This is a genomic window from Anaerotruncus massiliensis (ex Togo et al. 2026), from assembly GCF_030825285.1.
In the GTDB taxonomy this organism is placed as follows: domain Bacteria; phylum Bacillota; class Clostridia; order Oscillospirales; family Ruminococcaceae; genus Anaerotruncus; species Anaerotruncus massiliensis.
Map to the genome: position 1 here is coordinate 1 of NZ_JAPJQF010000010.1, position 25,722 is coordinate 25,722.

General features: G+C 64.5%; 21 protein-coding genes. 6 read left to right on the plus strand and 15 right to left on the minus strand.

The features are described from left to right. The 11 genes from RCI06_RS05125 to rlmD all read right to left on the minus strand — a co-directional run. Positions 1 to 968: MATE family efflux transporter (locus RCI06_RS05125; RefSeq protein WP_306574751.1), on the minus strand; the 968-nt coding region annotated here is incomplete at its 3' end. 26 nt (positions 969 to 994) lie between these two features. Then, the gene (locus RCI06_RS05130; RefSeq protein ID WP_306574754.1) at positions 995 to 2,752 is read right to left on the minus strand and encodes an ABC transporter ATP-binding protein; all 1,758 of its coding nucleotides are present in this window, start codon (positions 2,750 to 2,752) and stop codon (positions 995 to 997) included. Positions 2,753 to 2,911: 159 nt separating this feature from the next. Continuing rightward, positions 2,912 to 4,285, minus strand: coding sequence for a citrate/2-methylcitrate synthase (locus RCI06_RS05135; RefSeq protein ID WP_101550010.1), 1,374 nt, complete (start codon positions 4,283 to 4,285; stop codon positions 2,912 to 2,914). 369 nt (positions 4,286 to 4,654) lie between these two features. Beyond that, positions 4,655 to 5,707: an A/G-specific adenine glycosylase gene (mutY, locus tag RCI06_RS05140; RefSeq protein WP_306574757.1), complete on the minus strand. Its 1,053-nt coding sequence runs from the start codon at positions 5,705 to 5,707 to the stop codon at positions 4,655 to 4,657. Then, positions 5,704 to 6,267 (minus strand): NUDIX hydrolase, encoded by a 564-nt coding sequence (locus RCI06_RS05145; protein ID WP_306574760.1) that lies wholly within the window; start codon positions 6,265 to 6,267, stop codon positions 5,704 to 5,706. The genes mutY and RCI06_RS05145 overlap by 4 nt, the downstream gene beginning before the upstream one ends. 7 nt (positions 6,268 to 6,274) lie before the next feature. Continuing rightward, positions 6,275 to 7,861, minus strand: a complete 1,587-nt coding sequence (locus tag RCI06_RS05150; protein WP_306574764.1) for an amidohydrolase — start codon at positions 7,859 to 7,861, stop codon at positions 6,275 to 6,277. Between the two features lie 103 nt (positions 7,862 to 7,964). After that, positions 7,965 to 9,593: an immunoglobulin-like domain-containing protein gene (locus RCI06_RS05155; protein ID WP_306574767.1), complete on the minus strand. Its 1,629-nt coding sequence runs from the start codon at positions 9,591 to 9,593 to the stop codon at positions 7,965 to 7,967. A 46-nt stretch (positions 9,594 to 9,639) separates the two neighbouring features. After that, the gene (locus tag RCI06_RS05160; RefSeq protein ID WP_288233822.1) at positions 9,640 to 10,755 is read right to left on the minus strand and encodes a DUF4367 domain-containing protein; all 1,116 of its coding nucleotides are present in this window, start codon (positions 10,753 to 10,755) and stop codon (positions 9,640 to 9,642) included. Beyond that, a complete protein-coding gene (locus tag RCI06_RS05165; protein WP_276870137.1) occupies positions 10,752 to 11,303 on the minus strand; it encodes an RNA polymerase sigma factor in 552 nt (183 codons plus the stop codon). The genes RCI06_RS05160 and RCI06_RS05165 overlap by 4 nt, the downstream gene beginning before the upstream one ends. Positions 11,304 to 11,408: 105 nt before the next feature. Then, positions 11,409 to 13,526: a PTS sugar transporter subunit IIC/EAL domain-containing protein gene (locus RCI06_RS05170; RefSeq protein WP_306574770.1), complete on the minus strand. Its 2,118-nt coding sequence runs from the start codon at positions 13,524 to 13,526 to the stop codon at positions 11,409 to 11,411. A gap of 345 nt (positions 13,527 to 13,871) precedes the next feature. Further along, a complete protein-coding gene (rlmD, locus tag RCI06_RS05175) occupies positions 13,872 to 15,230 on the minus strand; it encodes a 23S rRNA (uracil(1939)-C(5))-methyltransferase RlmD (protein ID WP_306574772.1) in 1,359 nt (452 codons plus the stop codon). Between the two features lie 232 nt (positions 15,231 to 15,462). Here rlmD and RCI06_RS05180 point away from each other — a divergent pair, with 232 nt between their 5' ends. Genes RCI06_RS05180 through RCI06_RS05195 form a run of 4 tightly spaced genes read left to right on the plus strand, consistent with a single transcriptional unit; the run spans position 15,463 to position 19,927 of the window. Next, positions 15,463 to 16,401 carry an ABC transporter ATP-binding protein gene (locus RCI06_RS05180; protein WP_353960864.1) on the plus strand — a complete coding sequence of 313 codons (939 nt, stop codon included), beginning with the start codon at positions 15,463 to 15,465 and terminating at the stop codon, positions 16,399 to 16,401. Next, the gene (locus RCI06_RS05185; RefSeq protein ID WP_306574774.1) at positions 16,398 to 18,002 is read left to right on the plus strand and encodes a hypothetical protein; all 1,605 of its coding nucleotides are present in this window, start codon (positions 16,398 to 16,400) and stop codon (positions 18,000 to 18,002) included. The genes RCI06_RS05180 and RCI06_RS05185 overlap by 4 nt, the downstream gene beginning before the upstream one ends. Then, complete coding sequence (locus RCI06_RS05190) at positions 17,989 to 19,401, plus strand: ABC transporter permease (RefSeq protein WP_121586774.1); 1,413 nt, start codon at positions 17,989 to 17,991, stop codon at positions 19,399 to 19,401. The genes RCI06_RS05185 and RCI06_RS05190 overlap by 14 nt, the downstream gene beginning before the upstream one ends. Then, positions 19,394 to 19,927 carry a hypothetical protein gene (locus RCI06_RS05195; RefSeq protein ID WP_306574777.1) on the plus strand — a complete coding sequence of 178 codons (534 nt, stop codon included), beginning with the start codon at positions 19,394 to 19,396 and terminating at the stop codon, positions 19,925 to 19,927. Before RCI06_RS05190 ends, RCI06_RS05195 begins: the two co-directional genes overlap by 8 nt. A 172-nt stretch (positions 19,928 to 20,099) precedes the next feature. Here RCI06_RS05195 and RCI06_RS05200 read toward each other — a convergent pair whose 3' ends face one another. The 4 genes from RCI06_RS05200 to RCI06_RS05215 all read right to left on the minus strand — a co-directional run bounded on the left by RCI06_RS05200 (position 20,100) and on the right by RCI06_RS05215 (position 23,738). After that, positions 20,100 to 20,300: a ribbon-helix-helix domain-containing protein gene (locus RCI06_RS05200; RefSeq protein WP_306574780.1), complete on the minus strand. Its 201-nt coding sequence runs from the start codon at positions 20,298 to 20,300 to the stop codon at positions 20,100 to 20,102. A 453-nt stretch (positions 20,301 to 20,753) separates the two neighbouring features. Beyond that, positions 20,754 to 22,238, minus strand: coding sequence for a polyphosphate:AMP phosphotransferase (gene pap / locus RCI06_RS05205; RefSeq protein ID WP_121586772.1), 1,485 nt, complete (start codon positions 22,236 to 22,238; stop codon positions 20,754 to 20,756). A gap of 178 nt (positions 22,239 to 22,416) precedes the next feature. Further along, positions 22,417 to 22,911, minus strand: coding sequence for a 4'-phosphopantetheinyl transferase superfamily protein (locus RCI06_RS05210; RefSeq protein ID WP_101549985.1), 495 nt, complete (start codon positions 22,909 to 22,911; stop codon positions 22,417 to 22,419). Next, positions 22,911 to 23,738, minus strand: coding sequence for a putative RNA methyltransferase (locus RCI06_RS05215; protein ID WP_101549983.1), 828 nt, complete (start codon positions 23,736 to 23,738; stop codon positions 22,911 to 22,913). Before RCI06_RS05215 ends, RCI06_RS05210 begins: the two co-directional genes overlap by 1 nt. A 126-nt stretch (positions 23,739 to 23,864) precedes the next feature. On the opposite strand from RCI06_RS05215, the gene RCI06_RS05220 reads away from it, so the two are divergent. Both RCI06_RS05220 and RCI06_RS05225 read left to right on the plus strand, forming a co-directional pair. After that, positions 23,865 to 24,689 carry a Cof-type HAD-IIB family hydrolase gene (locus RCI06_RS05220; protein WP_306574783.1) on the plus strand — a complete coding sequence of 275 codons (825 nt, stop codon included), beginning with the start codon at positions 23,865 to 23,867 and terminating at the stop codon, positions 24,687 to 24,689. A 167-nt stretch (positions 24,690 to 24,856) separates the two neighbouring features. Continuing rightward, complete coding sequence (locus RCI06_RS05225) at positions 24,857 to 25,699, plus strand: YitT family protein (RefSeq protein WP_121586768.1); 843 nt, start codon at positions 24,857 to 24,859, stop codon at positions 25,697 to 25,699. The last annotated feature ends 23 nt before the right edge of the window (positions 25,700 to 25,722 follow it).

A 25,722-nucleotide genomic window follows, 5' to 3' on the forward strand; every position in this document is an offset into this window, starting at 1 on the left:
ATGACCGCCGACATCACGACCGCCGCGCGCAGGCCCTTCCCCACCCGCCCGGGCTTCGCCGCGCCGATGTTCTGCGCGGTGAAGGAGGAGACGGCGTTGCCGACGTTGAGCATCGGCATGATCGCGATGCTGTCGATCTTGGTCGCGGCGGTGTAGCCCGCGATCACGTCGGAGCCGTAGCCGTTGACGAGCGCCTGCACGAAGAGCGCGCCGAACGAGACGATCGACTGCTGGATGATCGACGGCACCGCCACCCGGCAGATGTGCCGGAGGCGCTCGCATTCAAAGACGCGGGGCTTCCCCTCGCACGGCATCCGCCTGAGGCGGCGCAGCAGCACGAAAAACGCCAGCAGGGAGGCGAGCGCCTGCGCGATGAGGGTCGCCCACGCCACGCCCGGCACCCCCATTCCGAACCGGATGACGAAGAGCAGGTCGAGGAAGATGTTGGTCACCGACGAGAGCATCAGCAGCCAGAGGGGGGTGCGGCTGTCCCCGAGGGCGTTGAAGGCGGCCGTCGAGGTGTTGTAGAGAAATAGGAAGGGCACCGCCGCCACATAGATGCGCAGGTAGGCGTCCGCGTCGGAAAAGATGTCGCCCGGCGTGCGCATGAGCAAAAGCAGCGGGCGCGCGAGCAGCAGCCCGGCGAGCAAAAGCAGGGCGCTCAGCGTCATCATCGAGGTGAGCGCGGTAAAGACAGACGATTTCATCTCGGTGATCCGCTTGGCGCCGTAAAACTGCGAGATCACCACCGAGCAGCCGATCGAGGCGCCGGTGGCGACCGCGATGAACAGGAAGGTGACCGGATAGGAGGCCCCGACCGCCGCGAGCGCGTCGGAGCCCACGAAGTTCCCGACCACCACCGAGTCCACGATGTTGTAGAGCTGCTGGAAGACGTTGCCGAGGATCATGGGCAGCGCGAAGGTCACAAGAATCTTCGACGGGCTGCCGGCCGTCATATCCCTTACCATTTCATCGGTCCTTCCGCGCCAAAAGCCTATTCCATCTCGGTGTACATGCTGTAGAGGCGGTGGTAGAGCCCGCCCTTCGCCATCAGCTCGGCGTGGGTGCCCTGCTCGGCGATCCCCTCCTCGGTCAGCACGAGGATGAGCTGCGCGCCGCGGATGGTCGTCAGGCGGTGGGCGATCGTAAAGGTGGTCCGCCCCTTCGCAAGCGTCTCAAGCGACTGCTGGACGATCCGTTCGCTCTCGTTGTCGAGCGCGGAGGTCGCCTCGTCGAGGATGAGGATGGGCGGGTTCTTGAGGAAGACCCGCGCGATGCTGATCCGCTGCTTCTGCCCGCCCGAGAGGCGCACCCCGCGCTCCCCCACGTAGGTGTCGTACCCGTCGGGGAACTCCATGATGAAGTCGTGCGCGCCCGCGAGCTTCGCCGCCTCGACGACCTCCTCGCGGCTCGCCCCCGGGCGGCCGTAGGAGATATTTTCAAAGACGCTGCCCGCGAAGAGGTAGACCTCCTGCTGCACGACGCCGATATTCTTGCGCAGGGACTCGAGCGTGAGACCGCGGATATCCTGCCCGTCGACGAGGATGCGCCCCTCGGTCACGTCGTAAAAGCGCGGGATGAGGCTGCAAAGCGTCGTCTTGCCGCCGCCCGACGGCCCGACAAGGGCCACGCTGTCCCCCGGGCGCACGTGCAGGTTGATGTCCGAGAGCACGCAGTGGTCGTCGTCCGAATAATGGAAGGCCACATGCTCGAAGGCGATGTCGCCCGCCACGTCCCGAAGCTCCTTCGCGCCGGGCGCGTCGTGGATGTCCACCGGCGCGTCGACCACCTCAAGGAACCGCTCGATGCCCGTCATGCCGCGCTGGAACTGTTCGGTGAACTCGACGATCCTGCGGATGGTGGTGAGCAGCGTCGTCACATAGAGCAGGTAGGCCATCAGGTCGGCCGCGTTGATCTGCCCGTAGATCATGAAGAGCCCGCCCGCGATCATCACGGCGGCGTACATGATGCCGTCGAAGATGCGGGTCACGCTGCCGAAGCCCGCCATGTAGTGGTACTGCTCCCGCTTGATGTCGAGGAATTCCTCGTTGCCCTCGCGGAACTTCTCCCGCTCGATCTGCTCGTTGGCGAACGATTTGACCACCCGGATGCCGAGCAGGCTGTCCTCCACCTGCGCGTTGAGCTCGCCGATCTGGTTGCGCGACTTTTTGAAGGCGCGGCGCATCCGCTGGTTAAAATAGGTGGCGCAGAGGACCATCAGCGGGATGAGCGCGAAGATGATCAGCGTGAGCCAGAGGTTGGTGTTCGTGAGGATGATGAAGGACACGACGATCTTGAGCGCCGCGATAAAGTACTCCTCGGGGCAGTGGTGGGCGAACTCGGTCACGTCGAACAGGTCGCTCGTGATGCGCGCCATCAGCTGGCCGATCTTGGTGCTGTCGAAATAGGTGAAGGAGAGCCGCTGGAGATGCTCGAACAGGTCGCTGCGCATGTCCGTCTCGATGTGCGCGCCCATGATGTGGCCGATGTTCTGCATGTAGTAGTTGGCGGCCATGTCGATCACCCGCAGCAGCAGGTAGAGCAGCCCGATCTTCAGGATGAGCGAAACGGTGAGGCTCGCCAGGTCGTTCATGCCGAGGTCGGTGATATACCGCACCATCAGCGGCAGCACCAGCTCGCACACCGTCGTCAGCGAGGCGCAGAAGAGGTCGAGCGCCAGCACCCCGCGGTATTTCTTAAAATAAGGAGCGAACCGCCGAAGCAGCTCGCTGGTTTTGATTTGCCGGTTCATTCCGTACCCCTCTCTTTCCATCAGTCTATCTTAACACATCTTCTCCCAAAATGCCATTCCCGCAAAATCGACAAATCGCAGGCCCGTCCCCGCCCCCGCCTTTATGGATTTCGGCGCACAAAAAAGAGGCCCGCCGGACGGCGGGCCTCTGGGCTTCCGTTATTGCCGCTCGTGCAGCGGGATGTAGTCGGCGCGGGGCGCCACGCTCTGGTAGGCGGGGCGGATGATCTTGCCCGCGTTGCACAGCTCCTCGATGCGGTGGGCGCTCCAGCCCGCGATGCGCGCGATGGCGAAGATCGGGGTGAACAGCTCGGTCGGCAGGTCGAGCATGCTGTAGACGAAGCCGCTGTAGAAGTCGACGTTGGCGGAGACGCCCTTGTAGATGCGGCGCTCCTCGCCGATGACCTCGGGGGCGAGCCGCTCGACGAGGGAGTAGAGCTCGTATTCCTTGTCGAGCCCCTTCTCCTCCGACAGCGATTTGACGAACGCGCGGAAGATGTCGGCGCGCGGGTCGGAGAGGGAGTAGACCGCGTGGCCCATGCCGTAGATGAGCCCCGCGTGGTCGAACGCCTGCTTGTTGAGCAACGCCTTGAGATAGCCGCGCACGGCGTCCTCGTCGGTCCAGTCGGGCAGGGTCTTCTTCATGTCGTCGAACATCTTGACGACCTTGATGTTCGCGCCGCCGTGCCGCGGGCCCTTGAGGGAGCCGATCGCGGCCGCGATGACCGAATAGGTGTCGGTCGCGGAGGAGGAGACGACATGGGTGGTGAAGGTCGAGTTGTTGCCGCCGCCGTGCTCCGCGTGGAGCACGAGCGCCACGTCGAGCACGCGGGCCTCCAGGGCGGTGTACTTGCTGTCGGGGCGCAGGATGCGCAGGATGTTCTCCGCCGTCGAAAGCTCGGGGTCGGGCGCGTGGATATAGAGGCTCTGTCCCTCGTGGTAGTGGTTGTAGGCTTGGTAGCCGTAAACCGACAGCAACGGGAAGAGAGCGATGAGCTGGAGGCACTGGCGCAGCACGTTGGGGATGCTGATGTCGTCAGCGCGGTCGTCGTAGGAATAGAGGGTGAGCACGCTGCGCGCGAGGGTGTTCATCATGTCGCGGCTCGGCGCCTTCATGATGATGTCGCGCACAAAGCTGGTCGGGAGCGTGCGGTAACGGGCGAGCAGGGCCGAGAAATCCTTCAGCTGCCGTTCGCTGGGCAGCTGCCCGAAGAGCAGCAGGTAGACGGCTTCCTCGAAACCGAACCGCTTTTCGCGGATGAATCCGGAGACGAGGTCCTTGATGTTGATGCCGTGGTAGAAGAGCTTGCCCTCACAGGGGATGGTCGAGCCGCTCTCGTCCACCATGCTGGACTGGATTTCGGAGATCTCGGTGAGCCCCGCGAGCACGCCCTTGCCGTTGATGTCGCGCAGGCCGCGTTTCACGTCCAGTTTCTCATACAGCGCGGGGTCAATGGCGCTGCCCTTCCGGCAGAGCTCGGAAAGGTCCAGTATTTCCTGCGTAATCTCGGAATACGGGTTGTTGGACGACATGTGTCACACTCCCTTTCTGTTCCTCTTTATGTTTTTATTGATTTAATGAATCACCTTATTATACCAAAAAATTATGGACAATTCGTTTCCAAACTTTGAATAACGCAAAGCCGCCTGTCGAATCGAATCTCGGCAGACGGCCATCCGTCATGGCGCACACGGCCGCGGGGCGGGCCCGGCGGTCCCGGTTACAGCTTACAGGGGGACGAAACATTCCCCCAGTTTAGGATGGTGTTATTATAGCACATTTTCCCTGTTTCGGCAACCCCGCTTGAAAAATCTCCCTGACAAAAAGAGACCGCCCAACGGGCGGTCTCCCATCTCCGGTCGCCGGACTTCCATCGGATTTCTCCTGACGTCCGGGCGGCGTCACCCGCCCGCAGCGAGATAGGGCGCGAGGTAGGCCGAAAACGCGGAGGGCAGCGGATAGTCCTCCCGCAGCCCCCTGGGATCGATCCACTCGAGCCCCTCCCCCGCCTGCGCCTCCTCGACGGTGACGCGGTAGCCGGTCATGTGCCACTCGATGTGGGTGAAGATGTGCTTGGCCGGGCCGAGCGGCTCCACCCGCAGCGGGGCCAGCCCCAGCGTCCGCGCCTCCTCGACGGCGCCGGCGCCGTCGAGCGCGCCCGGCAGGTTGGGCAGCTCCCACAGCCCCGCCAGCAGCCCCTTCGCCGGGCGGCGGCGCAGCGCGAGCAGCTCGTCCCGCACGAGCAGGAGCACGGTGCGCTCCTCGACGCGGCGCGCCTTCTTCGCGGCCTTGACGGGATAGGCTGTTTCGTTTCCCGCCGCGTGCGCCGCGCAGAGGCCCGCGAGCGGGCAGCGCCCGCAGGCGGGCGGGCCGTTCGGCGCGCAGACGGTCGCGCCCAGTTCCATGAGCGCCTGGTTGAACGCCCCCGCGCGCCCGGAGGGGATGATCCCGCGCACCGTCCGTTCGGCGGCGCGCTTGACCGCGGGGTCCGCGATGTCGCTGTTATCCGCCGTCAGCCGGGAGAGCACCCGCAGCACGTTGCCGTCCACGGCGGGCTCGGGAAGGCCGAACGCGATCGACGCGACCGCCCCGGCCGTATAGGGGCCGACGCCCGGCAGCGTCAGCAGCGCCTCGTGGGAGGCGGGCAGTTCCCCGCCGTACGTTTCCATGATCACCCGCGCGGCCTTCCGGAGGTTGCGGGCGCGGCTGTAGTAGCCGAGTCCCTCCCACAGCTTCAGCAGCTCCCGCTCGTCGACGGCGGCCAGCTCCGCCGGGCCGGGCAGCGTGCCGATAAACCGCGCGAAATACCCCTTGACCGCCTCCACGCGGGTCTGCTGGAGCATGATCTCGGAGATCCACACGCGGTAGGGGGTGACCTCCCGCCGCCAGGGCAGGTCGCGGGCGTTTTCCGCGTACCAGCCGAGCAGTGGTTCTACGATCTCCTCCAGCCTCACGGCAGCTTTCGCATCCGTTCCACCAGCTTGCGGTAGACGGGGTACATCTCCGGTTCGCTGCTGTAGCTTTCGATCTCGCTGATCGGGATCCACTGCACCCCGCTGTTCTCGTCGCTCTTGACGGCCAGCGGCTGGTCCTCCGGCGCGGACAGCAGGTAGGAGACCGACAGGTGCAGGTGGGTGGGGACGTATTTTCCCCGTTTGACATGCCCCGGCACCGTCAGCACGTCCAGCCCCGCGATCTCCCGGGAGAGGGGCGACACCCGCAGGATGCCCGTCTCCTCGCGCGCCTCCCGCAGCGCGACCGCGAGCAGGTCGGGCACGCCGTCCGCGTGGCCGCCCGTCCACGCCCACGAGCGGTAGATGTTGTGCCACGCCATCAGCGTCTTGTCGCGCGTCTCATTGACGATAAAGCCCGACGAGGTGATGTGCCCCGCGAGGCATTCGCGTGTGAGCACCGTATCGGGAAAATGTTCGATCATCGAGAGAATGAGCGCCTGGTCGGCGGCCTCCTCCTCCCCGCGCGGCCGGTAGGCCGCGATCTCTTCACGGTAGTTCAACTTGCTGTCATTCCTTTCGATAGAGCGGTTCCCCCGCCTTGATGGTCGCCAGCACCCGCAGGTTTTTCAGCTCCTCCGCCGGGACATCCAGCGGATTGCGGTCGAGCACGACCAGATCCGCCCGCTTGCCCGCGCGGATGGTCCCCTTCCGGTCCTCCTCAAAATACTGGTAGGCCGCGTTCGCCGTGACCCCGCGCAGCGCGTCCGTTACGGAGAGCCGCTCCTCCGGGCCGAGCACAACGCCCGCCCTGGTGCGCCGGTTGACCGCGCACCAGACGGTGAAGAGCATATCCGGCTGGATGACCGGCGTGTCCTGGTGGAAGGTGTAGACGACCCCCTCCCGGAGCGCGCTCGCGGCGGGGCTGATCTTTTCGGCGCGGGCCGCGCCGAAATTCTTGAGGTGCACGTCCCCCCAGAACCAGGTGTGCGCCACGAAGAAGGAGGCGATCATGCCGAGCTTCGCCATCTCGGCGAGCTGGTCCTCCCGCACGAGCTGCGCGTGGATCATCACCGGGCGAAGCCCCAGGTCCCCGCCCGCGACCTTTTGGTAAGCGCCGATGAGCTGTCCGCAGGCCGCGTCGCCGTTGCAGTGCACGAGCTGCTGCACCCGTTCGTCCACCGCCTGCCGCACGAAGGCCTCCAGCTGTTCGTCGGTATAGGAGGGGTAGCCCCGGTAGCCGTCCGCCGCGCCCTCATAGGGCTCGCTCATCCACGCGGTGCGTCCCTGCGGCGAGCCGTCGAGGAAAATCTTATACCCGCCGATGCGCAGGTTCCCGCGGTACCGGCCGTACCACTCCGGGTTCTCCCGGAGAAGCCCGGGGCACTGCTTCTGATCGAGGTAGCTCACCACGTCGAGCCGGAGCTTCCCCGCCTCCGACATCCCCTTCAGCAGCTCCCACTCGGCCGGACGGGTCAAGCCGTCCTGCGCCGTCGTGATGCCGTACCGCAGGTAGGCGTCCTGCGCCATCTCCATCTGGCGGAACCGCTCCTCCTCCGAGGGCAGCGGGACCGCGTTGGAACGGGAGATGAACGCCGTCTCCTCGAGATAGCCGTCCGGTTCCCGGGAGCCGTCCACCCTGCCGATCCGCCCGCCGTCCGGATCGGGGGTGTCCGCGGTGATCCCCATCTCCCGGAGCGCCGCCGAATTGACCGCCCCCATATGTCCCGACGCGTGGGAGATCAGCACGGGATTGTCCGGGGCGGCGCGGTCGAGCGCCTCCCGGCCGGGGTGGCGGCGCTCCTTCAGGTCGTTGTGATCATAGCCGAACCCGCAGATCCATTCGCCCGGCTTCACCCGGCCCTTTTCCCGGTGGTCCGCGATCCGTTTGACCACCTCCGCGATCTCCCGGCACCCCTCGAGGGATACGAGCCCGAAGGTCTGCGCGCAGGAGGTGATGTGGCTGTGCGGGTCGATGAAGGAGGGCATCAGCGTGCGTCCCCGCAGGTCCGCGCGCTCCGCGCCCGGGAAGGAGGCCAGCAGCGCCTCCTTCGTCCCCAGCTCCCGGATGACCCCGTCCTCCACAAGCAACGCCTCGGCGCGTCCGCCGCCTTCGAGCGTGAGGATGTCCCCGCCGTAATAAACCGTCCGTTTCATACCGCGCCTCCTTTTTGGTTTCCCCACTATTCTACCACAGCGCGGTGGGAAAATCCAATCGAAAAGCCGCCCGGCGTCAGCCGGGCGGCCCGTCCGCTTTGGGTTATTGGAGCTGCGCCTTTCCGCCCACGGCGGCCGCGCATTTCTGAATCCGGGCGTACGCCTCCCCGTCCGAGTAGTAGTTTTTTCCGCCGAGCGAGAGCAGCGTCAGCGGCTGCGGGTCCTGCCCGTCGCGCAGGCGGTCCGTGTTGGGGTCGAGGTAGAGCTTCACCTCCGAGCCGTCCGCATAGGAGAGGGTAAGGCTCGCGCCGTCCGTCTCGGCCGCGCCGCCCAGCCGCCAGTCGCCGGGCACCGGGCGGAACCGCCCCAGCTCGCTCATCACGTAGGTGACGGGCGAGACCTCCTCATACCGGCCGCGCCGCGTCAGCGTCGCGGCGGTCATCTGCTTGCCGTTGCCGATCATGATGCCGATCTCCATCGGTTTTTCAAGCGCCAGCCGGTCGGCGGGCTCGGTGACCGTGAAGGGCGCGGACACCCGCAGGCTGCGGTTGCCGCAGCGCAGGAGCTTGACGACGCGGTACCGCGCCGGGACGAGCGTCTCCCCCACCTGGGAGAGGTCCACCTCGCAGGAGGCTTCGCTCCCGACGGGCAGGACGCCCGCCCAGTCGTCGAACGCCCCGTCGAAGGGGACCGCGGTCCATTTGTCCTTCAGGTACGCCTCGAGCGCGAACACCGCGTCGAAGCTCGCCTCGTCCCCTGTGTTGTTCCGGATCAAAACAGAGAGCTTCTCGGTCCCTTCAGGGCAGCTCTCCTCCTCCGCCGCCATCTCGATGGGGACGAACCGCGCCACCGTCAGCTTTCCTCCCGACGCGCCGGACAGGCGCAGGTAGGCGGTGCTGCCGCCCGAATCGACGCTGTGCTCCCACTCGATGGCCGCCGAGGCATAGACCCGCTCGGTGATCCCGCGCAGGTCGTCCGCAAGGCTCCCGTCGCGTGTGCGGTCGACCGTGCAGAGGATTTCCTTTCCGTCGTAGGCGAGGTCGTAGACGATCGGCCCGCCCGCTTCCCCGTAGGAAGCGACGCGCACCGAGGCCGGCGTCCTGCTCTCCACCCCCGAAAGGAAGGTGTCGAGCTTTTCGCGGTTGCCCAGCGCGGATGCGCCTTCACGCGAGACGACGTCCCCGTTGGCGAGCGCCGTCTCGGCCGGGTACTCCTCCGGCAGGTCGGAGAGCGCCATGCGGGTGCTGTCCGAAGCGAGGCCGAACTCAAAGGCATAGGAGGCGCTCCCCTGCTCCCACTCGGCCGCGACCTCATAGATATAGGACCCCGTGCCGGGGACCTCGATCCTCAGGTCGCGCAGCGTCTGCGTCTGGGGCTCCGCGCCAAAATTCCCGCGGTCGGAGAGGTCCCAGCGGCTGACGGTGACCCGGTCGGGACGCAGGCCGAAGGACAGGTCGATCCGCCCGACGCTCACGCGCCGCAGCAGGATCGGCATCCGGTAGCCCTCGTCGAGCGGGTGCGGCGCGTCCGCAATCTCCTTCGAGCCGTCCCCATAGTCCCACTCATAACCGCCGGTCGCCGCCGTGGCGCGCTCCGCGCCGTAGGCCAGCGTCAGCTCCGGGAGCTCCTGCCGCGCGGGCGACGATTTGAGCAGCGCCGACGCGGGCAGTCCCGCGGATACAAGCAGGAGCAGCGCAAGCGCTGCTCCTGAAAATTTCCGTAAAAGCTTCATCCTGTTGTCCTCCCCCGGCAAAACGCCGCTCTCTGATGTGGGAAGCCTATTTCGTCTCGTCGTAGCGGATCAGCTCCACCCGGTCGCCGGTATAGTCGTCGATGCCGTAGACGACCGTGACGCCGTCCTGTGTCTCCCTGACCAGCTTCGCGTAGGTGTAGCCGCTGTAGGTGTTCTTTTCCTGGCCCTCGGTACGGGTGTTGTCCTCGTCGCAGTGGACGCGGAAGCCGTCAAAATAGAGGTCGCGGATGATCGGGCCGCCCCGGTCGAAATCCGTCACGCGGATGATGAGCTGCGTCCACCGCGCGGGGCTGGCCTGCTGCGCGTTCAAGAGCGCCTCGAGCGCCTGCACGTTTTCGATCCCGCCGCCGCTGATCACCACGTCCCCGTTCTCCGCAGCCTCCTCGGGCGTGTAGGGGTCGGGAAGCAGCCCCTGGTCGACCGGCAGGTGGGGCGGATGGGGCGCGTCGGGCGGGTAAAGCCGGATCGACGCGGCGATCCGCACCGCCTCGTCGAGGGGCATATCGTTGGTGAGCACCATATAGGAATACTGGTTGTCGTTCCACAGCACGAACTGGCTGCCGCGGTTATCCATTTTATAGGCGGTCTCGCCGCCCAGGTCGAATTCCTCGAGCTGGGAACCCTCGGTGTTGATCGCCATCGTCCCGCTGCCGAGGATCGACTGCTGGAAGGAGATCATGTCCCCCTCCGCGTTGGTGTAGGTCGACCAGTTGATGCTGTCGGCGAGCATCTGCTCGGTGAGGCGGAATCCGTCCGGCAGGTAGGCGGGCTGGTACTCGGCGAGGGTGAACTCCGCCACGCCGGCGGCGCCGTCGACCGGCTCGTAGGTGATGCTCGAGTACTCGGGGAACTTCTCCTCCACCATCTTGAAGAGGCCCTGCTTCCACGCGTCGACGCTCAAAACGCAGGCGGAAAAGCCGACCACGGCCGCCACCACGATCACCGCGGCGCGGCGCGCGAAAGCGGTCATCCGACGCTGCCACGGGCTGTGTTTCCCCGCCCGGATCATCCGCCGCATCCGTTCCTCAAATTCCCCGGAGAACACATGATCGAGCTTTGCGTCGTCCGGAAGCCGCGCGAGCATTCGTTCGCGCGCCTCGCCGAAAGCCTTTTCCAGCAGGTCGTCATGAAGCTCTGTCATATGTTCACCTCCTCCGTCAGGAGCTCCTGCTCCAATTTCTTTTTTGCGCGCTGAAGCCGCTTTTTGACGTTTTCCTCGCTCAGGTTCAGCATCGAGGCGATTTCACCCGTCGAAAAGCCGTTGTCGTATTTCAGCATCAGCACGCTTCTGTAACCCTCCGGCAGCCGGTCGATCAGGTCCATCAGGTGCATGTAGCCCTCGCGCGACTCCACCTCGTCCACCGGGACCGCGGCGGTATCCGCCGTCCAGTTTTCGAGCTCGTCGAACGAGACCACCGCCTTTTTCTTGCGGCTGTTATAGAGGTTGATCGAAATGTTCCTTACAATTATAACCACAAAGCTTTTGGTTTGGGGACACTCCACCTCGCCAATATTTTGCATGTGGTCGAGGATGCGCAGGAAAGCCTGGTGCACCGCGTCCTCGGCGAGCTGCGGGTCGTGCAGGATGCTGTTCGCCGTATAGAACATCACCTGGCGGTAGGTCAGGTAGACCTGTTCAAACTTCGTCCGCTCCCGCTCGCTGTCGAGCGCGGCCAGATACACCAGCATTCCTTCACCGCCCTTTCCTCCCGTGGATTATACCGAAAAAAGTATACCATACCTTTTCCCCGAACAAAAGGCCCTCCGCCGAATTTCCGGGCGGCCCCGCCGCGTTCAGTGCTCCCGGATGTACTTCTTCAGCTCGGAAAGCGGGATCGCGGGGCTGAAGAGGTACCCCTGGTAATATCTGCACCCGAGCGCGCCGAGCGCCTCAAGCTGCGCGGGCGTCTCCACATACTCCGCCACCACGCGGAAGCCGAGCGATTCGGACAGCCGCACGATTGTGGAAATGATCTCCCCGGTGCGGGGATTGTCCGTCATTTCCCGCACGAGCGAGCCGTCGAGCTTGACCATGTCGAACTGGCTGTCCTGCAGGTAGAGCATCGAATTGTGCCCCATGCCGAAATCGTCCATGATGATCCGCGCGCCCGTCTCCCGCAGCGCCGCGAGCCGTTCGGTCATCTGCGGCGCGCCGGACAGCGCGTCCTGTTCGGTCAGCTCCACGCCGAGCCTCCCCGGCGGGATGTGGTAGCGTTCGATCGCCTTTTTCACGAGCTCCGGCGCGCCGGGCGCGGTCAGCTGCCCGGCGGTCAGGTTGCAGGAGATCTCCAGCTCCCGGCAGCTCCATTCGCTGAGCGCCGCCAGGTCGCGGCAGGCCGTGCCCACGACGAACGCGGCCAGCTCGTCCGCGAAGCCGCCCTCCGCCGCCAGCGCGACCGCGAGCGGCGGGTAGACGAACCCGCCCGGCCCATGCTCCCAGCGCAGCAGCGCCTCCGCGCCCCACACGCGCCCCCGCGCGTCGGTCTGGGGCTGGTAGTGGAGCCGCACGCCCCCGCTGCGCAGCGCGTAGCGCAGATCCTCCGCCAGCAGCTTCGCCATCGAGCCGAGCTGGCCGCCGCGCGCCAGCAGCGCCGGGCGTTCGCCCGCCGCCTCGCAGGCCCGGACCTCCCCGGCCAGCCGCTCCATCTGCTTTTCCAGCGACCGCAGCTGGCGGGCCTGCGCGAGGCGCACAAAGGGCAGGTAGATGCCCACGCCGACCGCGAGGTTCACCAGCTGGAGCAGGCTCCCCGCGACCGACCCGGTCGCGGCGTAGCCGCTCAAAAAGATCGGGGTCGTCCATTCGACCGTGTGGATCGCGACAGGCACCAGCCCCGCCAGCGTCGCCAGATAGCTGATGACCGTCAGCACGAGCGGCGTGCAGAGGAAGGGCACCAGGTAGATGGGGTTGAGCACGATGGGAACGCCGAACATTATCAGCTCGTTGATGTTGAAGAGCACCGGCACAAGCGCCATCTTGGAGAGCCCGCGGACGTTTTTGCGCCTGTCGCACAGGAAGATGGCGACGACCAGGCAGAGCAGCGTCCCGCAGCCGCCGAAGAGCACGAAGGTGTCGAAAAAGGTCTTGGTGGCGATCTCGGTGGGGGCCTGCCCGGCTGCAAGCCGGGCAAGGTTCACGTCCATGCCCGCGCGGAAGACCTCGTGCGCGACCCCGTCGAGCACGTTGCTCCCGTGGATGCCGAAGAACCACATCAGATGCATCAGCAGGATGAAGAGCAGCCCGCTGCCCAGCCCCCGCCCCATCCGCAGGAAGAGCCCCTCGAACCAGCCGGAAAACGCCACCGAGTAATCGGCGCCCCCCAGCGCGCGGGTGAGCAGGACGCCCAGCAGGGCGAAGAGGCCGATCACCAGGCAGGCGGGCACGATCGCGGAGATCGACCGCTGGAAGGCGGAGTCCAAGCCGTCGGTGTAGGAGCGCATCCGGATGGAGAACCGCTCGGACAGCAGGGTGAAAAGCGCGCAGCTGGCGATCGTCACCACGATCGCGCCGAACAGCCGCGAGCTTTCAAAGGCCGCGAAGGCAAAGCCCTCCGGCCCGTAGGTGAACGCGAGGTAGGCGCAAAGGCTGACGAAGGGGAGGGTCCCCCGGTGTCCGGCGGGCGTCTCCTCCTCGTAGCTGTAGCTGATCGTCAGCAGCATGATCAGCGAGATGACGCCGAGCGTCGCGTCGCGCACCACCGTCAGCAGCAGCCGGAGAGACCCGCTCCACAGCCCGTCGAGCAGCGTCTGCCAGCCGCCAACCGGGAGGCTCAGAAGCAGCAGCGCAAAGGAGCCCACCAGGATTTCCGGAATGGCGAGCACCATTCCCCGGCGGACCGACGTGAGTATTCGATTGTCCTCGATGCCCCCGTAGAGGCGTTCCAGGACGCTGGGCGACGATTTCACCGCGTTCACCGTCCGATCTCCAACGCCGCCGCTCCGGCGCGCGTCGGCCATTTAATCTGTGTGTCCGGGGGCGCCGTCCCCGGGTCCCCCGTGGTAAAAGACGACCCTTTCCCTTGAGGTTTTCGCCTCGTAGAGCGCCATATCCGCCTTTTTGAACAGCGCGTCAAAATCGGGCGTGTCCGGGGATAAAACGCGGCGCCGGCGCTGCACGAGCAGACGACGCCGTCCAGCTCGAAAACGCAGATCTTCTCAGCCTCCAGGATGATCCGCAGCCGCTGCCTGTACTGTTCCAATTCATCCACGCCGATACCGGTGCCTCCGTTTCATCTGATGGCTTCTTCCATGAAACACGGGTCAGGTCTCCGCTTTTACCAGCAGCACCACCGCCTCCACGTGCGCGGTGCGCGGGAACATGTCGACCGGCCGGCAGCGGACCGTCTCATACCCGAGGCGGGCGAACACGGCGCAGTCGCGGGCCATCGTGGCGCTGTTGCAGGAGACCATGACGACCCGCCCGGGAGCCATCCGCGCGACCGATTCGAGCACCGCCTCCTCGCAGCCCTTGCGCGGCGGGTCGAGGATGACCACACCGGGGCGGATCCCCTCCCGCGAAAGGCGCGCGGCGGCTTCCGCCGCGTCGGCGCAGAAGAAGCGCGCGTTGGAAATGCCCGCGCGGCGCGCGTTGGCGACCGCGTTTTCCACCGCCTGCGGCACGACCTCGACGCCGATCACCTCTTTGCAGCGGCCCGCCAGCGAGAGCCCGATCGTGCCCGCGCCGCAGTAGAGGTCGATCACCGTCTCCTCCCCGGTGAGCGCGGCGAAATCGGCGGCCACGCCGTAAAGCCGTTCGGCGCCGGGGCTGTTCACCTGGTAGAAGGACTGGGGGGAGAGGTCGAACTCCACCCCGCAGAGCACGTCGCTGATCTGCCCCTTCCCATAGAGGACGCGGGTCTCCCGCCCGAGGATGACGTTGGTCGGGCGGTCGTTGACGTTGAGGACGATCGATACGATCCGCGGGTCGCAGGCGCGCAGGCGCTCGACCAGCTCCCGCTCGTGCGGGAGGCGGTCGCCGTTGACGACGAGGCAGACCATCGTCTCGCCCGAACGCTGCCCGGCGCGCAGGTAGACGTGGCGCAGCAGCCCGCCGCCCGCGGCCTCGTCATAGACGGGGACGCGGCAGTCCCGCAGGTAGCCGAGCACCGTCTCCAGAATCCGCGCGAAGCCGGACGGCTGGAGGCGGCAGTCGTGGCAGTCGATCACCTCATGGGTGCGCGGCGCGAAAAAGCCCGCCGCGAGCTTCCCCTTCTGCATCCGGACGGGATACTGCGCCTTGTTGCGGTAGCCCTCCGTCCGGGGCGACGGCAGGATCGGCTCCACTTGCAGTTCGATCCCGCCGATGCGGCGCAGGTTCTGCTGGACGAAGGCCTGCTTGTAGCGCAGCTCCGCCTCGTAGGAGACGTGCCGGAAGACGCAGCCGCCGCACCGGCGGCTCACCGGGCAGTCGGGGGGGACGCGGTCGGGCGAGGGGGTCAAAACCTGCTCGATCTTCCCGAAGCAGTGGGTCTTGTTGACCTTGACCAGCCGCACCAGCAGCCGGTCCCCCACCGCCGAGGCGGGCACGAAAACCGCCATGCCGTCCAAATGCCCGACGCCGCTGCCTTCATGGGTCATATCGGTGACGTCGAGCGTCACCAGGTCGTTCTTCCGCGGCATCCGCCCACCCCTTTGCATTTCGGACAATCTATGCTATACTCATCCTGTATTTTCCGTTGCATTCGCCGGCTCTCCGGATATTGTATCACAGTTTTTGGGCGGGTACAACCGGATTCTCCCGCGCCGATTGTGTTGCCCCGGTGAGGCCGCGTTGACGGCAGTGTGAATTTGTTGCAGTAAATCGCGGAAAAAGCCGCACCTATTGATCGGTATGCCGGAAGGGGGTGGCACTTTGGAAACCGCCGCGCGGGCCAAAAACGGCCCGAAACCCATGATCAGTGTGCGCCATCTGCGCAAGGTCTACCGCATCGGCGATGAAAAAGTCGTCGCCCTCGCGGACATCAACCTGGAAATTTTAAAGGGGCAGGTCGTCTGCATCGTCGGGACCTCCGGTTCCGGTAAATCCACCCTGCTCAACCAGCTCGCGGGGCTTGAAAAGCCCACCCGCGGCTCGGTATATATTGGGAAGACCAACATTTCCCGCCTGTCGGAAAACCAGCTCGCGATCTTCCGGCAGCGGTTTTTGGGCTTTGTCTTCCAGTCCTATAACCTCCTGCCAACCATGACCGCGCTCGAAAACGTCTCCCTGCCGATGATCTTCAAGGGAGTCTCCAAATCGAAGCGCAACAAGGCGTCGATGGCGATGCTCGCCGCGGTGGGACTCAAAAAGCGCGCCCACCACAGGCCCACCCAGATGTCGGGCGGCCAGCAGCAGCGCGTGGGCATCGCGCGCGCGTTCGTCTCGCGGCCGAAGGTGGTTTTCGCGGACGAGCCGACCGGCAACCTCGACACCCGGACGACCATCGACGTCATGCGCATGATGGTCCGGTTCGCTCGCCGGTACCAGCAGACGCTCATCATCGTTACCCACGACCCCGAGATCGCCGACTACGCCGACCGGGTCATCACCCTGATCGACGGCGCGATCACCTCGGACGTCACCCATACGCCGATCTACGACGGGACCGCCGACGCGGATTCCCTGCCGCCCGAATCGGTGCTTCCCGAGGAGCCAAAGCTCCCGGAAGGGCCCATCCCGGCCGAGGAGGAGGAACTCCCCCTGCCGCCCGACGACGAGCCGCTGATCCTTCCAGACGACGGGGACGCGCCCTGTGCTCCGCCGCCCGCCCCGGCGGCCGCTGAAGAAGAAAAAGGAGAACTGCCGATATGAACCATCTTTCCAGCCGCGTGATCTCCCTCGTGCTCGCCGTGATTTTCCTCTTTTCGGCGGCGGGCATCTCCTTTGCCACGCTCTTCCGGGGCACGACCGTCTACGCAGAGGAGGGCGATACCGCCGGCACCACCACGCAGGTGGAATCCCAGGCGCCGAAGGAGGAACCCGACGCGGTGCTGAACGTGACGCCCCGTGACGGCGATGGAAGCAACAGCGACGACAAGACCGACCCCACATCGGATGCTTACAACATCCAGGGCGTGCAGTTTCTCAGGGACGGCAAGCGCCTGACCCAGCTCACCAACGGTGACCATGCCAAGATGGTCATTACCGTGGTCGACACCCGTTTCACCCACGATCAGTATGACGCGTTGGTCGCTGGAAAGGACCCCTATGACTTCTTCGCCTTTTCGATCAACACGGACGTCTTTCGCATCAACAATCTGCCGGGCGACCACCCTGATTTCTTTGTGGGTTCCAGCTCGAACGAGAAGGGCGTCTACTATACCATTACCTATCCGGATATTACATACACTGGCGAGAGCAAGACCCTGCGCCTCTCCGTCTCCTACCCGCCCGCGTGGGGCATCGGCATGACCGATTTCAGCAAGGAACTCAACGAGCTCAAGGTGAAATCCCCCTCGAGCGAGCGGGAACACAACAAGAACGACGACGATGACGACGACTCCTCCAGCCGCCCGGATATCGCGCCGCCCACTCCGACGCTGATCGTGTCGGAGTTCGACTACGGCGGCGCGAGCGTGGCCGCGGCCAGCGACTTCTCCCTCAAGCTGCGTTTTACCAACACGAGCAAAAAGCTCCCGATCGACAACATTGTCATCAAGATCACGGTGCCCGAGGCGTTCACCCTCAAGGGCTCCTCCAACACCATCTACCTTGAAAAGATGTCGCGCGAGTCGTCGATCGAGCGCACGATCGCGCTGTCGGTCAAGCCGGGCGCGGAACCGATCTCCCACGCGATCAAGCTCGACTTTGCCTATGAGGCGGTCATCGACGAGGCGCGCAAGCAGCTGACCTCCGAGCAGGAGATCAGCATCCCCGTCACCCAGCTCGACCGCTTCACCCTCAACCCCGTCGAGGTCCCCTCCGAACTCTATGTCGGGGACGACACGAGCATCGAGGTCTCCTTTGTCAACAAGGGGAAATCCCCCATCTACAACGTCTCCGCCGAAATCGCCGGCAACATCGCCCAGCCCGGCCAGCGCCAGTTCATCGGCAACATCGAGGCCGGCAAGGAGGATTCCGCCGATTTCCAGCTCGGCGCCCTGGAGGGCGGCGAGGTCAAGGGCGAGATCATCATCACCTACGAGGACGCGAACATGCACGTCACCGAGATCCGCGAGCCCTTCACGACGACCGCGATCTCCTTCTCGATGCCCTCCGACGACGGCATGGACGCGATGAACCCGATGGACGAGGTCCCCGAGGAGACGCCCTGGTACCAGACGATTCCCGTCTGGGGCTGGATGGTCGGCGGCGTGGTGCTCATGATCTTCGCGGCCTTCCTGATCAGGCTCATGCTCGCGCGCCGTAAGGAGGACGAGGCCTTCCTGGAGGACGACGATGAAGATATCTGATATGATTTCCATGTGCTTTGGAAATCTCTTCCGCCGAAAGATGCGTTCCATCCTCACCGTGGTCGGCGTGGTGGTCGGCACCTGCGCGATCGTCGTCATGATCTCCCTCGGCCTCGGCATGAACCTCCAGCTCGAAAACACCCTCGCGCAGATGGGCAGTCGCCTCACCACCATCAGCGTCTACAACTACCGCTACAGCGGGATGGGCGAGGGCGACGCCGCCGTCATGGACGACAAGGCGGTCGAGCAGATGCAGAACCTCCCCGGCGTCGAGGTCGCGACCCCCATCTATTCCCCCGGCCTCCAGGCGCGCATCTACACGGGCAAGGACGACCGCTACCAGATGGAGCTGTGGGATATCACCGGCATGTACGCCAAAGCCATGCCCAAAATGGGCTACACGCTGCTCGAGGGGGAATATCCCACGGGGCCGCAGACCGAAAAGAAAAAGCCGATCTATGTGGTGGTCGGCGAATACACCGGCTACAGCTTCCAGGACAGCAAGAAAAAGTTTGACAACTACCGCTGGCCCGAGACGGACGAGAACGGCGAGCTCAAGCAGAAGCCGTTCGTCGACATCATGAACGACGAGCTCATCCTGCGCAGCAACAAGCAGGACGAGGACGATCCCGACAGCACCCAGTTCTCCCGCGAGATCAAGCCGGTCGGGCGGGTCAAGCAGGACTACGACAAGGGTTGGGAGACCTCGCAGGGCATCATCATGGACATCGAGGACATCAAGTGGCTCGAGGCGGAATACAACCGCGTCAACAAGATCAAGACCAGCACCCGCAACAACAAGGGCTACAGCAACGTCACCGTCAAGGTCGCCACGATGGAGGATGTCGAGCCGGTTCAGGAGGCCATCAAGGCGATGGGCTTCGAGACGAACTCGGCCGAGGACGTGCGCAAGCCGATGCAGGAGCAGGCCCGCCAGCAGCAGATGTTCCTGGGCGGACTGGGCGGCATCTCCCTGCTCGTCGCGGCTATCGGCATCACCAATACGATGATCATGTCGATCTATGAGCGGACCCGCGAAATCGGCGTCATGAAGGTGCTCGGCTGCAAGGTCAAGAACATCCGCTCCGTCTTCCTGATGGAAGCCGGGGTCATCGGCTTTGTCGGCGGCATCATCGGCGTCATCCTCAGCTATTTCATCTCCTTTTTGATGAACTACTTCAACTTCTCCTTCGGCGGGGACAACAGCGGCATGTCGATGCGCTATATGGGCTACTACGGGGGCGGCGGCGAGCAGGCCGCCGCGCAGGTCTCCCTCATCCCGCCGTGGCTCGTCGTGGCGGCGATCCTCTTCGCCACCCTCATCGGCCTGATCTCCGGCATCCTGCCCGCCAACCGCGCGATGAAGATTTCCGCCCTCGAGGCGATCAAGCATGAGTAAACCGAAAAAGCGCCGCGCGCTCCCGCTTCTTCTCTTCCTGCTGGCCGCGGCGGTCCTGCTGGCCGCCCGCACACAGGCTGAGAAACAGCAGTACATCGACACGCGCCCCGACACGCCCCTGATGGCCTCCCTGCGCGCACAAAGCCCCAACCACAGCCTTGACCTCGACGAGCTGGTCGCCTCTCCCCTGCCCGCCGAACAGGACGCGGGCCCCATCCTCTATAACGCGACCTTCTATCCCGACGCGCGCACCGTCGTCTGTACGGTCAGCGTCCCCGGGGGCGGAGAGACGGCGCCCTACCTCGTCCGGTACGACCGCAGGCCGATTTCCGGCCGGTACGACCCCGGCGAGGACCGCTACGGGGTGCGCAGGCTCTATTTCGAGGAGGTCTCCGTGCCCCGGTTCGGATGGCTCGACCTTGTGGACGCCGGCTCGCTGAACGGGATGGAGTATAACCCCTATGCCGATCCCCCGCCCGGCCGGGTGCGGTTCCTGCTCGACGAGGAGTATGCTTTCCCCCGTTAGCTTTGCGCCCCGGCGGGCCTCTTCTCTTAGGTCTTCCGCCCAGCGGGCGCAGGGCCTGCCGATAGTCGACCGGCGGCGAGCTCCTTTCTTGTTCGCCCAAGAAAGGAAGCGAAGAAGGCCAGTTCCGATAAATCAATCATCAAAAAATGCGGACCGCGAAGCGGTCCGCATTTTATTTGATTTTTTCTTTTTTGTAAGGTGCGGCTATCTCATAAGAAATTTCGTGGGCCTTGAGGAACGCCTCAATCGCATCATCCATCAGGCGTGATAACGGTATCTTTGTATCGACGCTATAATTGTATATTGCCTTATATAGCCCACTATCAACCGAAGTGGACAGCCTTTTTCGATATTTTAAATCTTCCGAACCCATAAACATCACACCCTTTAACCAGATTATAATGTTTATGTCACAATATTACTATTGACATAAGTTTATTGTTTATGCTAAACTTATGTCACAACAAGTTGCTTTGGTGGGCCGAATTTGCCTCGTTACCGTTTCCCTTGGTAACTCATCGGCAGTTACTCCCTTCTATAACGGCCGCCTTTGCAAAAAGGGCGCGCAGCGATCGCTGCGCGCCCTTTTTATTTGTACCTTCCGTTCCCGGATGTTGGGAGCGTCCGCAACCCGAATTGTGCCCACAGCTGGTGTACCCGTGGGGAGCGGCTGTAACCTGCGGGTACTGGCAAGGTACTCCCGGGGATTCCAAAGGACCCGGCGGAGGGTCCTTTGGCGTCCTTCTTTGGTGACTTTCTTTGACGTAAAGAAAGTCACTCGCTGCCGGTCGACTACCGGCATATCCTCCGGGTGCAGCGCGGCAAATCAAAGCCTGGCTTCAATCGCCGCAATGATCGCCTTGAGCGTCCGAATGCGGGCGTAGCGCTTGTCGTTCGACTCGACGACAATCCACGGAGCATAGGCGGTGTTGGTGCGCAAGAGCATCTCGTCGACCGCCTTCTCGTAGTCGTCCCATTTGTCGCGGTTGCGCCAGTCCTCATCGGTGATCTTGTACTGCTTTTCAGGGGTGTTCTGGCGGTCGGTAAAGCGGGCGAGCTGTTCGTCCTTGTCGATGTGCAGCCAGAACTTGAGGATGATCGCGCCCCATTCGGCAAGCCCCCGCTCAAAGCGGTTAATCTCGTCGTAGGCGCGGCCCCACTCCTCGTCGGTGCAGAACCCCTCGATGTGCTCGACCATGACGCGGCCGTACCAGGTGCGGTCGAAGATCGCCACATGCCCGTCCTTGGGCAGCGCGTTCCAGAACCGCCAGAGGTGCGGATGGTTTTTTTCCAGGGCGGTCGGCGCGGCGATCGGGATGACCTCGTAGCCGCGCGCGTCGAGCGCCGCCGCCACCCGCTTGATGTTGCCGCCCTTGCCCGCCGCGTCCCAGCCCTCGTAGGCGAGGATCATCGGGATGCGGCGGCGGTAGAGCTCGTTGTGCAGCTCGGAGAGGCGCTTCTGGCAGTCCTTGAGCTCTTTGCGGTAGTCGTCCTCCGCGATGGTGACGCTCAGGTCGATCTCCCGCAGGCGCGGCGCGGGCAGCGTCTTGATGTCGTCCGACACGCGGATGCCGGTGAACGGCTTTTCATAGCCGTTCTCCTTGCGCTCGATCGCCTGCTCCATCGCGCCGATCACAGTGGTAAAGACCTTCCAGGTCGCATAGCGGCGGTCGGTCGACGCCACCACCGTCCAGGGGGCGTTGTGCCGGTCGGTGCGGGAGATCATCTCATCGAAAATTTCCAGATATTCGCCATACCGGCGGTTGTGGTCCCAATCGGCCTTTGTCACGCGCCAGCGGGTCGATTTCTGATCGTCCAGCAATTTGAGCCGCTTCTTCTGCTCCTTCTTGGAGATGTGGAAGAAGAATTTCACCAGCACGTACCCGTCGTCGGTAATCTGCTGCTCAAAGTCCACGATCTCGTCGAACCGGTGGTTGAGATCGCGGCGGGTGAGGCGTTCCTCATCCCGCGCCACCGAAACCGCGCGGTACCAGCTCCGGTCGAAGATCGCCGTGTCCCCGTAGGTGGGCAGCGCCTGCCAGAAGGGCCGCATCCATGGGAACCGCCGCTCGTCCGCCGTCGGCGCGAGGATGCTGTGCACCGAAAAACCGCGCGGGTCGAGGTTGGTAATCAGGCGGGAGATTTTGTCCCCCTTGCCGGAGGCGCCCCACCCTTCAAAGACAAGCACCATCGGGATCTTCAGCGCGCGGATGCGCTGCTGAAGCACGCCGAGCTTCTGTTTCAGGCCGTCGGACACCGCGTCCCACTCCTCTTTTTCCATCCGAACATCCAAATCCAGATTTTCCAGCATCGTTCATTCCTCGCTTTTCATTCCGAGCTTCCTCCTATTGTGCCCGGTGCGGAGAGGTTTTTCCGCGGGCACATGAGCGGAGGGTTGTTACTCTCGATTATACAATATTTTTCCACTTTCTTCAACCAGAATCGTGCAGGATTACAAAAACGGTCCGCCAATGGCGGACCGTTTCCTGTCAGAGCGTGGTTTCGATGAGGGAAAAGGCGGCGGGCTCGCCGCAGAAGGAGACCACATAGTCCCCGACGCGCCGGGTCACGAGGTCGTCCCGGCCGGCCGTTTCGACCTCCCGCAGCGGCAGGGTGATCCCCCGCCCATCCCGTTTGAGAAGCGCCTCCTTGCGGGTCCACACCGCGATCACCTCCTCCGGGCAGTCCGCGAGGGAACGCTCGGCGCCGGTAAAGAACCGCGCGGGGAACCAGTCGTGCAGCGTGCGGGAGGCCGGTTCCACGTCCACGCCGGCGGGGCGTTCCGAGAGTGCGACCGCCACCGCGCCGCGCGTGTGGGAGATGCTGATTTGAATTCCCGGGAAATCCGGCAGAAAGGGCTTTCCCCGCGCGTCCTTTTCGACGCGCGGGGGCTCGGGCAGGCCAAGCGCGCGCGCAAGCAGCGCGCGGGCCGCCGCCGAGAGGTCCCGCGCGCCGGTGCGCGCGACCCAGACGGCGTTTTCCATCACGCCTCCCCCTTCCCGTAGGCGACCACCCAGAAATCCGCCTCGGTCGTGAGGGTTTCCAGCGCCGCGAGCCGGGCCGCCCCCTCCGCCGGGGTCTTATAGTAATAGGGAGTCATCGAAAAGAGGCTCTCGATGAGGGCGCTCCCCTCCAGCGTAAAGGAATAGCGCACGCGGCGGCGGTCCGTGATATGGAACCCCTCCAGCTCGAAGGACTTGTCCGCGTTTTCATAGGGCGCGTCGTAGAGGACGCTTTTGAGCCCCCACAGGTGCCGGGCCGCCGGATAGGCGGCGACGAAATGCCCGCCCGGGGCGAGCACGCGGGAAAATTCCCGCGGGCAGAGGGGGGAAAAGACGTTGTAGACGAGGTCGGCGCTCCCGTCCGCGAGCGGCAGCGCGAAGAGGCTTGCGACCGCGAAGCGGCCCCCGCGGCAGCGGCGGGCCGCGTGCCGGACGGCGGGCTTCGACAGGTCGACGCCGAAGAGGGCGGGAGCCCTCCCCGCCCCTTCCAGCGCTTCAAAGAGGCGGGCGGCGTAATAGCCCTCTCCGCAGCCCGCGTCGAGGATGCGGGGCGCGTCCCCGCAGAGAGCGAGAACCGTCCCGTTCAGCGCGTCGGAGAGCGGGGCGTAGCTGCCGCTGTCGAGGAACCGGGTGCGCCCCGCGACCATCTCCGCGTTGTCCCCCGGGTTGGGGCTGCTCTTTTGGTTGGCGAGCAGAAGGTTGACATAGCCCTGCGCGGCGATGTCGAAGGAGTGCCCCTCCGGGCACCGGCAGGCGTGCTCCCCCCACGCGAGTCTCCCGCCGCATACCGGACAACTGTACAAATCCATGTCCCTCCCGGTCAAGCTGTTTTATTCATTGTACCAGCCTTGCGCCGCCCCGTCAATTTCCGGTTGTGTCCGGCTTCCCATGCGTGTATAATGATAGCTGGAATAGAATTGGAAGGGAAGAACCGCATGAAGATCAAACTCCTCGCCCTGGATATGGACGGCACGACGCTCAAAAGCGACCATGTGACCGTCTCCCCCGCAAACCGCGCGGCCATCGAGGCCGCCAACGCGCGCGGCGTGTTCGTTGTGACCGCCACCGGCCGGATGCGCCACCGCCTGCCCGAGGCCATCGAGCAGACGCCGGGGCTCCATTACGCCGTCACCTGCAACGGCGCCTCCGTCTTCGACCTGCGCAGGGAGGCCCCCCTCTACGCCAACCCCATCCCCATGGACACGGCGCTGCGCGTCTTCGACACGCTCGCGCCCTTTCCCGTCTTTATCGAAATCTACAGCGGCGGCTTCGACTACGTCGAACGGGGCCGCATCCCCTATATCGAAGCCTCCGGCTTTTCCGAGAGCCGGATGAAAAACCTCCTGCGCGGCCGCCGCACCGTCGAGGACCAGCGGGAATACCTGCTGCATCCCGCCGCGCCGGTCGAGAAATTCAACGTCCCCTACCTGCCGCCCGAACACCAGCGGGCGGTTTGGGAAGCGATGCGCGGGGTGGAGGGGGTCGCCCTCACCTCGTCGGTCGCGCAGAACATCGAAATCAACGCCGCCGGCACAGACAAGGGGGACGGCCTGCGCTTCCTCTGCGAATACCTGGGCGTCGCGCCCGACGAGGTCATGGCCGTCGGGGACAGCCGCAACGACCTGGAGATGCTCACCTTCGCCGGGCTGGCCGCCGCCCCCGCCAACGCCGACGACGACATCAAGGCGGTCGCGGACTGGGTCGGCCCCTCCAACGACGACGACTGCGTCGCCCGGGCGATCGAACGGTTCCTGCTCTGAGCTTCGCCCGCAAAAGAAAAATGCCCGCGCCGCGGGTATTTTTGCGCGCCGAAGGCGCGCGGCCCTTTTGCGGGCGGGCGGCGGGGAGTCCAAAAAGACGAAACGGCGCCCCGCCGGCGCCGGGAACAAAATACGGCGCGGCGTCCGGCCGCGGCGGGAGGAAGGTTATGGCACCAAAAATCAAGAAGTTCCTGCTGATCACCGTCAGCACCCTGATTATTGTGGCGGGCACCTATTTCTTTAAATTCCCCAATAACTTCTCCTTCGGCGGCGTGACCGGCATCGCGGTCGTGCTCGCGCGCGTCATGCCCTTTTCCGCCGCGTCGATCAACTTCGTCATCAGCATGGCGCTGCTTGCCGTCGGCTTCTGCTTCCTCGGCAGGGGGTTCGGCCTCATGACCGCCTACTCGAGCGTGCTCCTGTCGGTCGGGCTGTCGCTGCTCCAGCGGTTCTGCCCCATGTCCGCCCCGCTCACCGACCAGCCGCTGCTCGAGCTCTGCTACGCGATCGCGCTGCCCGCCTTCGGGTCGGCCATCCTCTTCAACATCGGCGCGTCGAGCGGCGGCACCGACATCGTCGCCATGATCTTAAAAAAGCACACGAGCACCGACATCGGCGCCGCTCTTTTCTTTACCGACCTGATCGTGGCGCTCTCCGCCTGCTTCGTCTTCGACATCAAGACCGGCCTCTTCTCCTTCGTCGGCCTCATGGTCAAATCCCTCGTCATCGACAACGTCATCGAGTCGATCAACCTCTGCAAATACTTCAACATCATCTGCGACAACCCCGAGCCCATCTGCGATTTCATCGTGCATGTGCTCAAGCGCAGCGCGACCGTCTGCGAGGCGCAGGGCGCCTTCACCCACGGCAAAAAGGCGATCGTCTTCACCGCGCTCAAGCGTCCCCAGGCCATGGCGCTGCGCCAGTTCGTCCGCGCCACCGAGCCGAACGCCTTCATCCTGATCTCCAACACGTCGGAGATCATCGGCAAGGGCTTCCTCAACAGCTGACCCATTACGCCCGACAAGGAGTG

Bases quoted from the DNA above. Each gene is read 5' to 3' on its own strand.
- RCI06_RS05130 (WP_306574754.1), bottom strand. From the start codon at position 2,752: ATGAACCGGCAAATCAAAACCAGCGAGCTGCTTCGGCGGTTCGCTCCT.
- RCI06_RS05135 (WP_101550010.1), bottom strand. From the start codon at position 4,285: ATGTCGTCCAACAACCCGTATTCCGAGATTACGCAGGAAATACTGGAC.
- RCI06_RS05150 (WP_306574764.1), bottom strand. From the start codon at position 7,861: ATGAAACGGACGGTTTATTACGGCGGGGACATCCTCACGCTCGAAGGC.
- RCI06_RS05155 (WP_306574767.1), bottom strand. From the start codon at position 9,593: ATGAAGCTTTTACGGAAATTTTCAGGAGCAGCGCTTGCGCTGCTCCTG.
- RCI06_RS05160 (WP_288233822.1), bottom strand. From the start codon at position 10,755: ATGACAGAGCTTCATGACGACCTGCTGGAAAAGGCTTTCGGCGAGGCG.
- RCI06_RS05165 (WP_276870137.1), bottom strand. From the start codon at position 11,303: ATGCTGGTGTATCTGGCCGCGCTCGACAGCGAGCGGGAGCGGACGAAG.
- rlmD (WP_306574772.1), bottom strand. From the start codon at position 15,230: ATGCCGCGGAAGAACGACCTGGTGACGCTCGACGTCACCGATATGACC.
- RCI06_RS05185 (WP_306574774.1), top strand. From the start codon at position 16,398: ATGAACCATCTTTCCAGCCGCGTGATCTCCCTCGTGCTCGCCGTGATT.
- RCI06_RS05190 (WP_121586774.1), top strand. From the start codon at position 17,989: ATGAAGATATCTGATATGATTTCCATGTGCTTTGGAAATCTCTTCCGC.
- RCI06_RS05195 (WP_306574777.1), top strand. From the start codon at position 19,394: ATGAGTAAACCGAAAAAGCGCCGCGCGCTCCCGCTTCTTCTCTTCCTG.
- RCI06_RS05200 (WP_306574780.1), bottom strand. From the start codon at position 20,300: ATGGGTTCGGAAGATTTAAAATATCGAAAAAGGCTGTCCACTTCGGTT.
- pap (WP_121586772.1), bottom strand. From the start codon at position 22,238: ATGCTGGAAAATCTGGATTTGGATGTTCGGATGGAAAAAGAGGAGTGG.
- RCI06_RS05210 (WP_101549985.1), bottom strand. From the start codon at position 22,911: ATGGAAAACGCCGTCTGGGTCGCGCGCACCGGCGCGCGGGACCTCTCG.
- RCI06_RS05215 (WP_101549983.1), bottom strand. From the start codon at position 23,738: ATGGATTTGTACAGTTGTCCGGTATGCGGCGGGAGACTCGCGTGGGGG.
- RCI06_RS05220 (WP_306574783.1), top strand. From the start codon at position 23,865: ATGAAGATCAAACTCCTCGCCCTGGATATGGACGGCACGACGCTCAAA.
- RCI06_RS05225 (WP_121586768.1), top strand. From the start codon at position 24,857: ATGGCACCAAAAATCAAGAAGTTCCTGCTGATCACCGTCAGCACCCTG.